Raw genomic sequence first — 14,566 nt, forward strand, 5'->3', positions numbered from 1 at the left:
AAATGACCGAAGAAGAGTACGACTTTGATGCCATCGTCATCGGTGGCGGAATTTCGGGTGCGGTTTGCGCCTACCTGCTCGCCAGCCAGGAAAAGGAAGTCCTGCTGATTGAGCGCGGTGTGGAACCGGGTTCGAAGAACCTGTCCGGCGGTGTTTTTTACTGCCGCGTAATGCAGGAAATCTTCCCTAACTTCATTGAAGAAGCCCCGATTGAACGAAAGATTACGCGTAACTGCATTTCCTTCTTGAACAAGGAATCTTTCGTCAACGTGGACTACTGGGATGGGCGTCTAGCCGAACCTGTGAATGCGGTGACCGTCCTACGGGCCAAGTTCGATCCGTGGCTTTCGCAGCAGTGCGAAGAAGCGGGCGTGACCGTGATGCCTGGCATCAAGGTCGACTCTTTGGTCAAGGAAGATGGACGTTACATTGGCGTCCGCGCTGGTGAGGACGAACTGAAGGCGCGCGTGATTATTGCGGCTGACGGCGTCAACTCCTTCATCAGCAAGGACGAGGGGCTGCGCGATCGCGAACCTAAAGAGAACCTGGCGGTGGGCGTCAAGTCCGTCATCCAGCTTGGGGAAGATCGCATTCGCGAACGCTTCAACCTGAACGAGGACGAGGGTGCCGCCTACGCCATCGTGGGCGATTGCACCGAGGGCGTCGCAGGTGGCGGATTCATGTACACCAACAAGGAATCCGTATCCATCGGTATTGTGGCGCGCCTCGATGACATCGAGAAGAAGGGCAAGGTCTCTTCTGATCTGCACGACCACTTCCTTTCCCACCCCGCAATCGCGCCGTTCCTCAAGGATGGGGAACTGCTCGAGTACGGCTGCCACCTGGTAGCTGAAGGCGGATCCAAGATGCAGCACGACCTGGTCCACCCCGGCCTTATTGTTATCGGCGACGCCGCTGGATTCACTCTGAACACCGGCTTCACTGTTCGCGGCATGGACCTAGCTGCTGGTAGCGCGCAGGCTGCAGCCCGAGCCGTGCTCGCCGCCCTCGACAAGAAGGACTATTCGAAGGAAGCGCTGAGCGCCTACATCACCGAATACGAATCCATGTTTGTCGGCAAGGATATGAAGACTTACGCAGGCGCGCCAGAATTTCTGGAAAACGACGAAATGTACGGCGAGGTCGGTGAACTGGTGGCGAACGTCCTGTACGGCGTTTACAACCACGACCTCACCCCGCGCAAGCACCTGGTGAAGGTCGCGTGGGATGCGTTCAAGGAATCGCCGCTGAAACTAACCAAGCTAGCCAAGATCGCCGTTCAAGGTATGAGGTCGATGTAAATGGAAGAATACATTGGGGGAACCGTTCCGGACCGCCTGGCCAGGAACGTGTACGAAGTAGACGAAGGTAACCCGCACATTGAGGTAAATCAGGAGATTGCGAAGGCCACGGGCACTGGCAAGCTGCTGGTTCGCATTTGCCCTGCGCATGTGTACTCCGAAGCGGAAAACGGAGACATTGAGGTCGAATACGCGGCCTGCCTCGAATGTGGCACCTGTCGCGCGGTAGCTGCTCCTGGCGCTTTGACCTGGCATTACCCGCAGTCCTCTATGGGGATCATGTTCCGCGAAGGCTAACTAAGTCGATAGACTAGACCCGGCTCCTTTAATGGGGATGGGTAGCTTTTTATGTGGCTAGGGCACTGTGGTGCCAGAAAGTGGGGAGCAAGTGGCAGTCGATAAGTCAGCAATCCTAGTTGCCCACGAGATTGTGCGTCGTGGTCCGCTGGGGCGCTTGGAACTTGCCAAGGCTCTTGGGCTTTCCCCCGCTTCCCTGACACGTATCGCTAAGCAGCTGATCTATTTGGGCATAGCTGAAGAGGCCAAGTCTAAGCCGGAGCTGGATCGGGGCGAAGACCGAGCTTCGAAGACTTTGGGCCGGCCGGTAACCAATATGCGAGTCCGTGCAGGCATCTTGTTCGCGGGCGTTCTTCTTTACGAGGGCGGCGCCACGGTCGCGCTCGTGGATTCAACCGGGCGCACCCGCTACAGTCACGCCGAGCACGCTGACATGTCTACGCCGCAGGCAATCGGCAAGGTGGTTGACGAATTGCTTAGCTCTGCCGAGGCGGCTGGGGCTAACGAAACCATTGAGGCGGCGGTGGTCGCCCTCGACGGCATTGTCGATCGGGACGGCTACGTTACTTCGGCGCCCTCGCTGGGGTTGGAACAGATTGACCTCTCCCAGTACGTTGAACCGCGCCTGTTCCCGCTGTGGTATTCGAATGATTCGGATGCGCTTTCGCAGGGGGAACTGTGGTTTGGCATTGGGCGGAAAGTAGATGACTTTGCTGTGCTGACTACCGGGGCTACGGTACGGCACGCTCTGGTTCGTTCTGGCAAATTGCTTTCCAGTGACGATGGCGGGCACCAGCGCATCGCGCACATGCCCCTGTCCGGTGGGTCTGGCATCTGCACGCTGGGGCATCGCGGCTGCGTCTCTACCGCGTTGACGGTACAGTCGCTGCGGTCACGAGTGGCGTGGGCGCAACCCGATCTGGCGCAGAAGGATCTGAATACTGAAGAGTTCATTGCGCTGCTGCGCGAAAAACTGCTTGCCAAGGATCCGGCACTTACCCAGATCCTGTGCGGTTTTGAACATGCCCTCCACAAGGCGGTAACGGTCGTTTCGTCAGTAGCAATGGTGTCTGACGTGGTGATCTGTGGGACGTTGGCGGCTATTGCCGAATGGCCCGAAATGGAATTCGAAAAGGAACTTGCCGAATTTCTGGGGCCAAACATTGACCCGATTCGCGTGCACGTTCGCAAGGGTGGCTACGCTAATTGGGCTGCGGGCGCGGGTGCGGTTGCGATCGATTATTGGATCAGACGTTTGGTAGAAAAAGCCTCCCAGTAGTCCGAAAGGGTTTGTTATGGCCAAGAATTCGACGTGGAAGGCCCTGTTGGGACTGCTAGTGCTGGTTGCGGTGCTGGCCATAGGTGCCGACCGGGGAGCCGTGTATTTTGCGCAGAGCGTTGGGGCCTCGAAACTGCAGGACTACGGGGCGGTTGACCCGAAAGTGAAAATCCACGATCTTCCGGCTTTGCAAAACCTGGTGCGCACGCGTGTCGAGGACGCGACTCTTACCGCCAGCGAAGTGAAAGTGCCCATCCTTTCCGGGGACGAGCGCACGACTATTAGTTTGCGCGATCTGAAGGTGCAGGCGCAGGGGTTGGCGTATAAACCTGAAACGCAGGTACGTCACGCCAGCTATGTTTTCTTGCTGCCGGACGAACAAATACAGAAGGTGTTGCAGGCAAAGGACATCCCCGCCCAGGTGCACACTGACGGCGAACAGATCCGTCTGACTAGCAAGGTTATGGGAGTGCAGGTTACTGGGAAGCTAACCATCCGCGCCGCAGAGCCCACCAGCGACAATAAGCCGCAGATTGAATTTGTTGTGCACGGCGTAGACATGAATCTTTGGGGCTATTCCGGGCAATTGGGCGGGGATAAGGAGACTACGCTGGGTCCGCTGCCGCTGACGGATTTGCCGGCGGGAACCACGATTGATTCGATCCGACCGGTCAAGGGCGGCGTGCAATTGTCGGGGCAGCTTTCAGATTTTCACTTGCAGTAGTTACTGGCGCCCTCGCAGCTAGGACGACGGGTGGTGGTGTGGGTAGAAGCGAGTGTGGATGAAAAACCTTTATCCTGGTATTGGCAGAGTAAATACGGGATTTTGGGGAAAAGCGTGCTCGTTTCTTTTGGTCCGCATCCTGAGCGGCAGTCCGTGCGTCAGTTGGCGTTCGGCGACTATGCACGTTTGTTGCCCGCTTCGGTGGTCGGGCTAATTGCTGCCGTGAATGTGGCGCTCGTAGTTACGGCCCCCCTGTTACTCGTGAAACCACCCTGGGCCCAGTCCGTCGCAATTGGGATTTGTTCTGCTTTCGGATACGGTTTCGGGGCCTTGCTGGGCTCCATTGTTTACTGGATAGCCAGGGCGCTGGCGCTGCAAGTAGTGGTAGAAAAACGCGTCCTCAGACTGCTCGCCTGGATCGTCTCCGCAGGTCTATTAGCGCTGGCTACCTGGGGTTTTGTGATGAACTATCGGGCAGCAATAAAAACGGCGTCTTTGACCGGTATGGAAAAACCGAGCGTCATAATCTACCTGCTGGAACTTGCCCTGGGAGCAGCCCTGGCGTGGGGCATTTTGCAGCTCATCAGCCTGGTACACCAGCTAACCGTGAAGCTAATCAAGAGCTTTGGGTCCCGGCTGCCGTTGCCGCTCGCGCGCCTGGCCGGGTGGGTGCTGGTCATTACCGTGGTTGCACTTGTCCTATACGGCGGGGTGATTCGCGGTGGACTGGGATGGGCCTCAAAACAGGCGGCGGAACTAAACAAACAGACCTACCCCAACGCTTCCCGGCCCACCTCGGAACTGGTGTCGGGGTCAGTCACCTCCAATGAGGACTGGAACCTGCTGGGAAAGGAAGGGCGCGCCTACGTCGCACACACGCCCTCGAAAAGTGAAATAAGCAAGCTGACGAAGCTTCCCGCCACGCAGCCAATTCGCGCCTACGCCTCGGTGGCGCAACACAAAAACGTGGCAGAAACGGCCCGTGCCGTAGTAGCCGAGCTGGAACGCACCGGCGCCTTTGAGCGTCCCGTGCTGGCCGTCATCACCACGACCGGCACCGGCTGGGTGAATAGCTGGAATCCGGGCGCCTTCGAATACGTCACTGGCGGCAACTGCGCCACCGCCGCGATGCAGTATTCATACAACCCTTCGTGGGTGCAGATCCTGGCCAACAAAGACGAAGTGAAGAGGGCGGGGACCACGCTCGTGCGCGCGGTACTCGAGAAAGTATCCACCCTGCCCAAGGATAAGCGCCCGAAGGTGTACCTGTCGGGAGAATCTTTGGGCGCCTACTCTGGGCTGGCCGCCCTCACCGAACTGTCAAAGACTGCCCACGGGCGCCATCTGGTTTCCCTAGTGAGCGGGCAGCTATGGGCGGGAACTCCGGCCTTCACGCCGGAGCGGGTGAATCTAGAGAGGGCGCGCACCCATGGCAGCCCTCAAATCGCCCCCGTAATAGACAACGGCCGCCACATTAGGGTGGTCACTTCTCATGGAGAACTTGCCACCGACATTTATGGCCGCGAGCTTGGCAGGTGGTCTTACCCGCGCACTATCTACGCCCAGCACGCTTCCGACCCGGTCACCCGCTGGGAGCTTCCGATCTGGACCGCGGAACCGGACTGGATGCGCGAAGACGCCGGCCACGACGTGGATTCGCACCTGCGGTGGCACTGGTTTGTCACCTTCACGCAGCTTTCCGCAGAACTGCCGTTGGCAATAGAAACCGAACCGGGGCACGGCCACAACTACCAAGGCGAATACTTGGCGTACTGGCGCTCACTCCTGGGGTTGCCAGGGGCAATTGGGGCTACTACCTCCCCACTTACCCAGGAAGGCTCTGTCGGCCGCGCCATAGGTCAAGGCGGCGCCACTGACAAGCAAATCTTGGATGCCCTGCGCGCCAACTAGCCGTTAGGTGTCTAGGCGAGGCCGGTGGGCGCGGGCCAGTTCACAGGACGAAAACGAAGAAACCCCAGAGCGTGTGCGCAATGATCGCGGGCCACAGGTGCCCGGTCATGACGCGCACACAGTAGAAACCAAAACCGGTCACGATTGAGCGGGCAGCAATCAGGACTGCCATAGTCCAGTCGGTGCCCAGGGGGATCATGCCGAACTGCCAGATAGCAAACAGCACCAACGACAGGACCACAGCCTGCCACTCGCGCCGAAACAGGTCGCGGCTAGTCATCAAAAGGGTGCCGCGAAAGAGCAACTCCTCGGCCACTGCTACCGCCAGCACGCCCACACCGCCGCTCAGCAGCGCTGCCGTGGATTCCTCCGTCACCTCGTAGACGGTGATATTGCGGATCGCAATAACGGCAATTAGGAAGAACTGGGCCATAGCTCCCGCGCGAATCAGCACCGGAATACTGCGCCTAGGCGGATAGGTGACCGGGTCTGGGGTAAGGGATAGCTCTGAAAAGGCGCGCGCGTTCGAGTACTCTTCGTCCTCCCACGGATCCACCGGCCGACGAGCAGCGCGCTCGCGGGTGGCCTGCAATGACGGCTCTATCAGCACGTCCATGCCATGGTCTAGCTTGCGGGCAACCGCCAAAGTAAAGAAGGACACTATGGCTAGTGGAATCACCAGTTCCAACACGGTGGTGGAAGGGCGCAGTAGCGATCTGGGGAACCCAACCGCCTCGATGGGCAGGGTGAATACCACGACGGCTACCTCGCGTAGCAGGAATGCTCCCGCGAAAGTTGCCGCGAGCCAGCCAACCGTAGGCAGGTTAGACCGCCAGTGCAAATACCTCATTTACGCTTGTTCCTTCCGCCTTTCACGAGGACGAACACCAGGGCGGCCAGCAGCACTATAAGCAGAAGGAACAACCAGTTAGGTACTGCCTTTCCCGCCTGCAAAAGAGCGTTTTCTAGGTGGGCCTGTTCGCTGGTGCCCAAGATCGCGAAACCAGCAATTCCGCCACTGCCAATAAGGAGGATCCCCAAGATGACGAACAGCGCCCCGCCAATCAGCGAACCCCAAGTGGTTTGCCTCCCCAAGAACTTCACCGGGCGTGGCCGCAACCAATTGCGCTTGTGCTGGCTGAGCGAATTCCACCCGAGCGAAAGCGCCGCGATCGGGGTAAACATGCCAAGCGCGTAAGAAAACATGGTGGCCACACCCAACGTGGTCGAACCGGCAGTAACCGCAAGCGCCAAAACAGCACCCAGGATGGGGCCGGTGCAACCGGCGCCAGCCAACCCGTAGCTCAATCCCAACAGGCCAATAGCTAGGGCAGAAACCCCGCCGCCCCGCCGAGTCGCGCGCCGCGTGCTCCCCGGTAGCCGCAGATGCGGGAACGGCAAAGCCAGCCCAGTCCAAACGCCCATCACAATAATGATGACACCAGTAACAACCGCTATCGTGTGTCGGTACTGCATCAGCACACTAGACAGGGCACCCGCTGCGGCCCCAAGCGGCAAAAGCGCTACCAAAAGGCCCGCGAAGAACACGAGCGTCGACCTCGCAATTTGGCCCTTGGAACTGAAAGCGTAAGCGAAGAACGCGGGAATTAGAGTGGCAGAGCAGGGGGCCAGAAGGGTAACCAGTCCGCCCAGGTATGCGCTTAGTAGTGTGACGCTCACTTGATGTTTGTCCGTCCTGTGGCATCTTTGTAGGCGGCTCGGATAGTGGCAAGGAATAGCTGCGGATCCTGAGCGCCGCTGATGAATCGGTCATTGATGAAGAACATGGGAGTACCTTGCAGGCCCAGGTCGGTAGAAGCATGATCGGTTTGCTGGTCTACCTGTGAGGCAAGTTCGTCAGAGCCCGCCTCTTCGATAAATTCGTCAACATCTTCGATGCCCGCTTTTTGTGCCGTCTGGCGGAGCAGGTATTCGTTCCAATCGGGGTGGTCGCCATCCGCACTCAATTTGTAGGCGGCGTCGTGGAAGGGCCAGAACTTACCGCGGTTTGCGGCTGCTAGTCCGCCAGCAGCGGCGTATTCGGAATGGTACTGGCCGAAGAAGGCCATGTCTTTCCATTCCACCCGCAAAACTCCCGCGTCAATGAGCGGGGTCAGCTTCGAAATGCTTTCTTCCTGAGCGCGTTCGCACATCGGGCAGGAGAAGTCGCCGAATTCGACCATAACTACCGGCGCATCCGCTTTGCCGAGGGCGCGCCCATCCTGCGGGTCGCGGCGGGCTTCGGCCAGCATAGCTTTGCGCTGTTTTTCGTTCGCAACTTTTTCGGCAGGCTGTTCGCGGGCGCCCACATCCAGGAGCCCTTGCGGGTCGGTCGGGAGGGCGACCTCGGTTTCGGTCTGCTCGCTGGTCTGCTGGGTGGGTGCAGCCTCGTGGTCTTTGCTCTTGGTGGCGTTGTAAATGATTAGCCCGGCAATGATGGCCACAGTCACGCAAATTGCTGCCGCAAGTAGCACCACGACGGGGTTGCGGCGCTCGCTCGCCTTGTCAGTCATCTGTTCCCTTTCAGCAGGCTAGATGGTGTTCTTTCGCTGCAAATACTTTAGCGCTACCCACCCGAAAGGTACACGTAGCCAGTATGTGAGAAGGCGGTAGAGCATGGCCGTGGACAGGGCGATGGCTCCCGGAATGCCGGCAACTTGTAGCCCGCCTGTGAGGGCTGCTTCTACCGGGCCTAGACCGCCGGGGGTGGGGATTACTGAACCGAGGGTGTTCGCGGTTAGGAACGTAACGGTCAGCTGCGGGATGGGCAGGCGGTGGCCGAATGCCATCAGGCACGCCCCGAATGTGCCCACATAGCAGGCGGTCTGCAGCAGCACGGCGAGGGCGGACAGGGCGATTCGTTTAGGATCGGCCATGGCCCAGACGATGCGAGGCCACACTTCTGACAGCCAAGGCTTTAGCCAAGCCATGATGCGTTTGCGCAGTGGTCCAATTTCGGCGATGACCACTACTACGGCGGCAATGCCTACCAGTACCAGGAATAGTGTGCGGCCGGGAATGCGGACCGAACCGTCCTGGCCAGTGATCACGATGACGATCGCCAGGGCGGCAACGGTGAACACGAACTGGGCGGCCTGCACCAGGGCTACCGTGGCAACCCCGAGCGATGGGGCTACGCCCTTCTTTTGCAGGTAGCGCAGGTTTAGGGCTGCGGGCCCCACCCCGGAGGGTGCGACCAGTGCCACCACGGAGGCTGCAACTTGCACCAGGGTAGTCTCCAATACCGGCAGTTTTTCCGGGGTCAAATATTTCAGGTTGAGGGCGGCGCCAACGTAGGAGGCAAAAGCAAAGGCGGTGGCCACGATGATCCATCCGGGCTTGGCGCCGGTGATGGCGGTCTTGAGCTCCTCAATGTTCAGGCTGCCTGCCACTACTACCAGTGCCCCCACGCCGATCGCGGCGAAGACGGTCCGCTTCCAGTTGAAGCGGGTAAGCTCGACCATCTGCACGTCGGTCTTCTCGGGTTGTTCGCCCAGCAGCTCTTCGCGTAGCGGGCCTAGTAGCTTGTGTTTGCCCGCCAGCCTCGAAGTTACCGACGGCAGAGCGATGCGTTGGGTCACCGGCACGATCTGCCGCAGCACTTCTGACCCCAGTTCTTCTTTAGCGATGTCGAGGGCGCGCTGCCACCCCAACGTGAATATTTGGACTACCAGCATTTGGAAAAGGTCAACGCGCTGATTTAGTTCCGAGGCGGCGATCTCGCCGGCCTCCCAGTGCATGATCGCCGGATCCGAGTTGGGGGTGATGGCTATGGCATCGGGGGTGATGTTGCGGTGTGCCAGGCCGGCAGCGTGGGCGCGGCGCAGCTGCCGCCAAAGGGAGCGGGCGCCCTCTTCAGTAAGGGAGGCACCCTGCGCCATAGCGGAGGAACCGCCCTTTTCGCGCGGGTCGGCATTGCGCGTTGCCAGAGGGCGAGCGTCCGGCGTCTCCTCATAAATCATGAGCGCGCTTTCCCCACTCTTGCCTACCTGGACAAGGCGGGGCGAGTGCACTCCCGCAGCGGTGGCGGCAGAGGCCATCATCGTGGCGCGTTCTAGGGAACCGCGAAGGGTGGCGGGGTTGGATCCGGACAGGCCGCGCAGGCGCAAGCTGTCCCATGTGCGCTCAATCCACCCCAAATAGTTGCGGTTCGAATCTAGGACGGTGATTTCGTAACGTTTTCCGGAAACGTCTTCCATCACGTAGTGGCGCGAATCGATCCCGGAGGGCCAGGCGGCCTTGTCGGGTACCACTTCTGCGTCTCCTACCCGCTTCGTTTGCAGTACCAGGTGGCCCCGCCTAGAGGCCACTGTGGAAATTTGCAGGACTTGCGGCGCTCCTCCGGCCGGGGTGCCGAGGCGCCTGATGAGTTTCGGGTGAAGCCCAGCAGACCGGATGGCTCCAACTAGTTCCGCACCCTTTGCGCGCCGGTCAACTACCCCTACGGCGTAACGGCCCAAGAGTCCCACGATGCGCCCTACGGCAACGGAAAGAAGTGCTGCAGACAGGGTAGACCGGTTCTGAATCAGAGCGATGAACAGGGTGATCCAGATGCCTGTCCAGGATAGGGCTATGACGCGCTCGCGGGAGCGTTCCCCAGCACAGGTGATCATGCCGACGAGGGCGGCAATGGGGACGTTCAGGGCGATCACGGTGCTGCCGCCCTCGGTAATAGCGAAGGCGGTCAGCAGGTGCTTAGGTAGTAGCGCTAGGGCTTCGGTGACGCCCCAGGCGGCCAGGCCGGAAACGATGGCCACCAGTACGGCCTCTAGAATCAGACGCCACAGTTCTTTGAATGCCAGCATCCCTAACACCGCCACGGGAATTGCCAGTACTAGCGCGTTCTCTACGATGCGAAGGGGAAAATAGACGATCTCTTGTAGGCGGGAGGCGGCGTGCTGCACGTCTGAAGTGATGGCCACCGAAGTTTCGGTTCCCACCATGGAAATTAGCACCAGCGACGCTGCTAATAGAGCAATGAACACCAGCTGTACCAAGTCGTCAGGACGGTGTACGCGCCTGGCAAGGGAGTCAATCAAGGTGGTGGGAGCGCCTTCTTGGGCCGCCGTTTTCTTAGGCGGCACCGAGCGGACCCACGGCAGAGTGGTAGTCCATGTGTTTGTGGTGCCGGCTTTTCCCATAGGAAACATGTTAGTGGAAAGGCCATATTTTACCCACCGCGAAGCGGAATTCAGGTGATCTTGCGTATCTGTTTGTCTATTAGTTGCCCGTTTCGATTAGGGTTGTCGTATGCAGAATATTCCTGAGCCGATCGCTGATGCTGTCCGTTTGCCCGACGTTGCCGAAGTAGGAATGGCAGCGGCAGCGCAGGTTGCAATGAAGAACGCGCACGCAGCATTAGCGCTCGTGCCTAGGGAAGTTTTTGCGGTGGCGCAGGTCTTCGTCGACGCCGGCGAAGAGATCGCGCTTGTGGGCGGCCCGGTCAGGGATGCTTTTTTGGGTCTTCGCCCTCATGATTTTGATTTGACGACCTCTGCCCATCCCGAGCAGACGGAGGCGCTGTTGCGTAAAGCTGGCGCTAACACGTGGGATGTGGGGCGCGCTTTTGGCACTATCGGCGGTCGTATTGGCGACACGGTTGTCGAGATTACGACCTACCGCACTGACGAGTACGAGGTGGGCTCTAGGAAGCCGCAGGTTGCGTACGGTGATTCTTTAGAGGGCGATCTGACGCGGCGCGACTTTACGGTGAACGCTATGGGGATTCGTCTTCCCGACATGACGTTGGTCGACCCGCTTGGGGGGCTTGCGGATTTGTTGGCGGGCACCCTGCGTACCCCGGTTTCTGCTGAGCAGTCCTTTGACGATGATCCGCTCCGCATTATGAGGGCGGCGCGTTTCGCTTCGCAGTTAGGTTTTGACGTGGCCGAGGATGTCATGCGTGCCATGGGGGAGCAGGCGGAGCGGCTGTCGATTGTGTCTGCTGAGCGAATCCAGGCCGAGCTGGTCCGACTCATGGTGGGTAAGCGCCCTCGGGCTGGGCTTGAGTTGATGACGCATACCGGGGTGGCAGATATTGTGTTGCCCGAGTTTTCCAGGTTGCGGCAGACGGTTGACGAGCATAAGCGTCACAAGGATGTTTATGAACATACGTTGACTGTGCTCGATCAGGCGATGTCTATGGAGACCGGCCCGGACGGGGCTGTGCCGGCGCCTGATTTTATTCTGCGTTTTGCCGCGATTATGCATGACGTGGGTAAGCCGGATACGCGGCGGTTTGAATCTAATGGGACGGTCTCGTTCCATCATCACGAGATCGTGGGAGCTAAGCTCACGCGCAAGCGGATGCGGGCGTTGAAGTTCGACAAGGACACTACGAAAAAGGTGTGTCGGCTGGTAGAGCTGCACCTGCGTTTCCATGGGTATGGGGAGCAGGCGTGGACCGATTCGGCGGTGCGTCGGTACGCGGCAGATGCGGGGCCGCTCTTGGAGCGGTTGCACCGTCTTACCAGGGCGGATTGCACTACGCGCAATAAGCGGAAGGCGGCGTATTTGTCGCATGCTTATGACGATCTGGAGCGTCGTATCAGCGAGCTTGCTAAGCAGGAAGAGCTGGATTCTATCCGCCCGGATTTGGACGGCAAGCAGATTATGCAGATTTTGGGGATTGGTCCTGGTCCGCAGGTAGGAAAAGCTTATAAGTACTTGCTGCAGTTGCGTATGGATGCTGGTCCGCTTGATGAAGAGGTGGCAAAAGAGCGGCTGCTGGCTTGGTGGAAAGAGCAGCAGTAGTTGTTGTAGGAACTTTAGGGGCCGCCCTCGCCTGTTGGGGGCGGGCTTTATATGGCGCTTTTCGTTACCTCACCTGCGATAATTTAGTTGCGCAATTGATGGTGATGCGGCTCACAGTCCTATGTGAATGACATTGCTACTTGCTAGGCTTTATGAGTGCATACCGTCGCGTATTTTTCCCGCCAACGATGGTCGGGGCGCACGGTTCTTCTAGGCAGGAGGACTCATGAGTCTAAAGCGCAACCCGTTGATTTTTACTCCCCGTCCGTTAGCGGCAGGTCTTGGTGCTGTTGCTCTTACCGCGGGTGGGCTTTTTATGTCTCCGGTGGTAAATCCGGTTGCCTTTGCTGAAAATACCCCGATCTCATCGCCCGGGCAGTATCAGGCTGCCCATACTGTTTCCGGCCAGGTATTCCTTGACCGGTCGGGGGCGCGCGGTTTGGCCGATAGCAAGCAGACCTGGTCGGCTTATAACGATGCTGACACTCCTCTGCCAGGAGTGAACGTGTACGTGCAGTGGATGGATGACGATTCTGCTAAGACTGTCTCTCCTATATATACGGCTACTTCCGCAGAGGACGGAAAGTACTCTATTGAGCTGCCTGATTGGACCGATTCTTTAGGTAACAAGCACAAGTGGAAGGCTAACTCGACCCAGAAGTTGCGAGTCTGGTCTGACAATCCGGACGATTCGAAGTACATGGCGTCCTTCTCGGAGGGCTTCCAAACATTCCACAACAGCGTGCAGCGTGTGCACGCAACTTGGCGGTTGGCCCGGCAGAGCGCTGTTGATTACAACGTGTCTTTCCAAGAGCGGCCTCAAAACGATGTGATGCACCTGCCCGAGGACAAGCAGACTAACTTGACTCCCACCAAGACTGGTGGCGACGTGCTTGGCCGTGTGTGGTGGGATCAGCGAAACGTTTATGGTGAGGACGGCGATGTTCCCCGGCTAAATACTGGTATGGGCGATAAGCCTATGGAGGGAATGAAGGTTCGTGCGTCATATGTGCAGGACGAGGTAGCCCGCAGATTCGATAAGTGGCTGGCTGCAAACAAGGGAGCAACCCAGGATCAGTTCCGTGACGCGCAAAAGCAGATCATGGCGCAGTACGAGGAAGAAAATCCGGGCAAGTCCGCCATTGCTGAAACGGCGTACGCTTTGACCAAGGCCGATGGCTCCTACCAGATTCAGTTCCAGGGGCTTTGGGGGGACAGCTACAGCTATAAGGGTATTTCCAACGGCGGAACCTATGGCGATTTGGCTCCTGCAGACAAGGGTTCTTGGGCGAAGGGCAACTTTGGTTCTAAGCATGTCAATACCAAGTACATGTATGTGTCTCCCGAGATTCCCGAGGGCGTTGGCGGGTCCATGGATACGATGCAGACCAACATGTTCCAGGACGCTGGCCGAAATACGCTGCTTGCTTCCTCTAATGCGATCAGTGGCGTAATCGATATGGACTTTGCGCTGAAACTGGAGAACCGTAAGTTTGACGTTGTGGAATATGATTCCACGGACAAGCTGGCAACACCGGGCGATACTGCAAACACTGAAGCTTCTGGGTTCAACCCGGAGCAGGATTATGACGTTATTTGGACTGATTCGACTGGTAAGCAGGTCGGCAAGTGCACTGTGACATCTTCCAGTGTGGGCAAGATTGAGTCCTGCCCCTTCACTGTTCCCGACGATTTGGATCAGGCACAGATTTACACCGCTACGATCTATCCGAAGGGCGATACTACTACGGCGCTCGCGGCAGATAACTTCGCTGCGACTCCGGATCCGCAGTACAAGAAGATCGAGGTCGAAGCCGGGGATAGTGGTACGGTTGCGGTTCCGTTGACTAAGGCGGGCAATCCGTTACATGAAGGGACCACTTTTGCCTCTCCTACGGCCGAGGAGCTGCCAGAAGGGATGACGGCAGCGCCTGAGTGGGCGACGGTTAATGCTGATGGTTCTATTAGTGCTAAGCCGGGTGCTGATGTTGAGCCGGGTGAGTATAAGGTTCCGGTTGTGGTGACTTATCCGGATGGGTCTACTGACACTGTTGAGGTTCCGGTTAAGGTTGGTGCGGCTGATAAGCCTGTTGCTGATTCGGTTGATCCGAAGTATGAGGATGTTTCGGTGAAGGCTGGGGAGTCGGTTTCTGTTGCGGCTCCTAAGGATGCTGATGGGAATGCGTTGCCGGAGGGGTCTAAGTTTGCTCCTGGTGAGGGTGTTCCTGAGTGGGCGACGGTTAATGCTGATGGTTCTATTAGTGCTAAGCCGGGTGCTGATGTTGAGCCGGGTGAGTATAA

11 protein-coding genes are annotated in these 14,566 nt (G+C 58.4%); 7 read left to right on the forward strand and 4 right to left on the reverse strand.

The window, feature by feature from the left end; genetic code table 11:
• Positions 1-2 precede the first annotated feature (2 nt).
• From AC1EKG_RS08430 to AC1EKG_RS08450, 5 genes are all read left to right on the forward strand, one after another.
• Positions 3-1,301, forward strand: coding sequence for an FAD-dependent oxidoreductase (locus AC1EKG_RS08430; protein ID WP_481067820.1), 1,299 nt, complete (start codon positions 3-5; stop codon positions 1,299-1,301).
• A complete protein-coding gene (locus AC1EKG_RS08435) occupies positions 1,302-1,598 on the forward strand; it encodes a ferredoxin family protein (protein WP_004807744.1) in 297 nt (98 codons plus the stop codon). It begins immediately after the preceding gene.
• A 91-nt stretch (positions 1,599-1,689) separates the two neighbouring features.
• Positions 1,690-2,877: an ROK family protein gene (locus AC1EKG_RS08440; protein WP_040315396.1), complete on the forward strand. Its 1,188-nt coding sequence runs from the start codon at positions 1,690-1,692 to the stop codon at positions 2,875-2,877.
• 16 nt (positions 2,878-2,893) lie between these two features.
• Positions 2,894-3,601, forward strand: coding sequence for an LmeA family phospholipid-binding protein (locus AC1EKG_RS08445; RefSeq protein ID WP_004807740.1), 708 nt, complete (start codon positions 2,894-2,896; stop codon positions 3,599-3,601).
• A gap of 114 nt (positions 3,602-3,715) precedes the next feature.
• The gene (locus tag AC1EKG_RS08450; RefSeq protein ID WP_239181585.1) at positions 3,716-5,512 is read left to right on the forward strand and encodes an alpha/beta-hydrolase family protein; all 1,797 of its coding nucleotides are present in this window, start codon (positions 3,716-3,718) and stop codon (positions 5,510-5,512) included.
• A 40-nt stretch (positions 5,513-5,552) separates the two neighbouring features.
• Here the strand turns inward: AC1EKG_RS08450 and AC1EKG_RS08455 are convergent, their stop codons facing one another.
• Genes AC1EKG_RS08455 through AC1EKG_RS08470 form a run of 4 tightly spaced genes read right to left on the reverse strand, consistent with a single transcriptional unit; the run spans position 5,553 to position 10,653 of the window.
• Complete coding sequence (locus tag AC1EKG_RS08455; RefSeq protein ID WP_004807737.1) at positions 5,553-6,362, reverse strand: CPBP family intramembrane glutamic endopeptidase; 810 nt, start codon at positions 6,360-6,362, stop codon at positions 5,553-5,555.
• Complete coding sequence (locus AC1EKG_RS08460) at positions 6,359-7,192, reverse strand: cytochrome c biogenesis CcdA family protein (protein WP_004807735.1); 834 nt, start codon at positions 7,190-7,192, stop codon at positions 6,359-6,361. Before AC1EKG_RS08460 ends, AC1EKG_RS08455 begins: the two co-directional genes overlap by 4 nt.
• Positions 7,189-8,025, reverse strand: coding sequence for a DsbA family protein (locus AC1EKG_RS08465; RefSeq protein ID WP_004807733.1), 837 nt, complete (start codon positions 8,023-8,025; stop codon positions 7,189-7,191). The genes AC1EKG_RS08460 and AC1EKG_RS08465 overlap by 4 nt, the downstream gene beginning before the upstream one ends.
• Positions 8,026-8,043: 18 nt before the next feature.
• Positions 8,044-10,653, reverse strand: a complete 2,610-nt coding sequence (locus tag AC1EKG_RS08470; protein ID WP_048706357.1) for a lysylphosphatidylglycerol synthase transmembrane domain-containing protein — start codon at positions 10,651-10,653, stop codon at positions 8,044-8,046.
• A gap of 109 nt (positions 10,654-10,762) precedes the next feature.
• On the opposite strand from AC1EKG_RS08470, the gene AC1EKG_RS08475 reads away from it, so the two are divergent.
• Complete coding sequence (locus AC1EKG_RS08475; protein WP_004807730.1) at positions 10,763-12,265, forward strand: CCA tRNA nucleotidyltransferase; 1,503 nt, start codon at positions 10,763-10,765, stop codon at positions 12,263-12,265.
• Between the two features lie 226 nt (positions 12,266-12,491).
• The coding region (locus AC1EKG_RS08480; RefSeq protein ID WP_285444626.1) for a Rib/alpha-like domain-containing protein at positions 12,492-14,566 on the forward strand (2,075 nt) is incomplete at its 3' end.

The organism is Winkia sp. C0117E2, from assembly GCF_056590455.1.

Coding starts and splice junctions, on each gene's coding strand:
- AC1EKG_RS08430 (WP_481067820.1), top strand. CDS start 3: ATGACCGAAGAAGAGTACGACTTTGATGCCATCGTCATCGGTGGCGGA.
- AC1EKG_RS08435 (WP_004807744.1), top strand. CDS start 1,302: ATGGAAGAATACATTGGGGGAACCGTTCCGGACCGCCTGGCCAGGAAC.
- AC1EKG_RS08445 (WP_004807740.1), top strand. CDS start 2,894: ATGGCCAAGAATTCGACGTGGAAGGCCCTGTTGGGACTGCTAGTGCTG.
- AC1EKG_RS08455 (WP_004807737.1), bottom strand. CDS start 6,362: ATGAGGTATTTGCACTGGCGGTCTAACCTGCCTACGGTTGGCTGGCTC.
- AC1EKG_RS08465 (WP_004807733.1), bottom strand. CDS start 8,025: ATGACTGACAAGGCGAGCGAGCGCCGCAACCCCGTCGTGGTGCTACTT.
- AC1EKG_RS08470 (WP_048706357.1), bottom strand. CDS start 10,653: ATGGGAAAAGCCGGCACCACAAACACATGGACTACCACTCTGCCGTGG.
- AC1EKG_RS08475 (WP_004807730.1), top strand. CDS start 10,763: ATGCAGAATATTCCTGAGCCGATCGCTGATGCTGTCCGTTTGCCCGAC.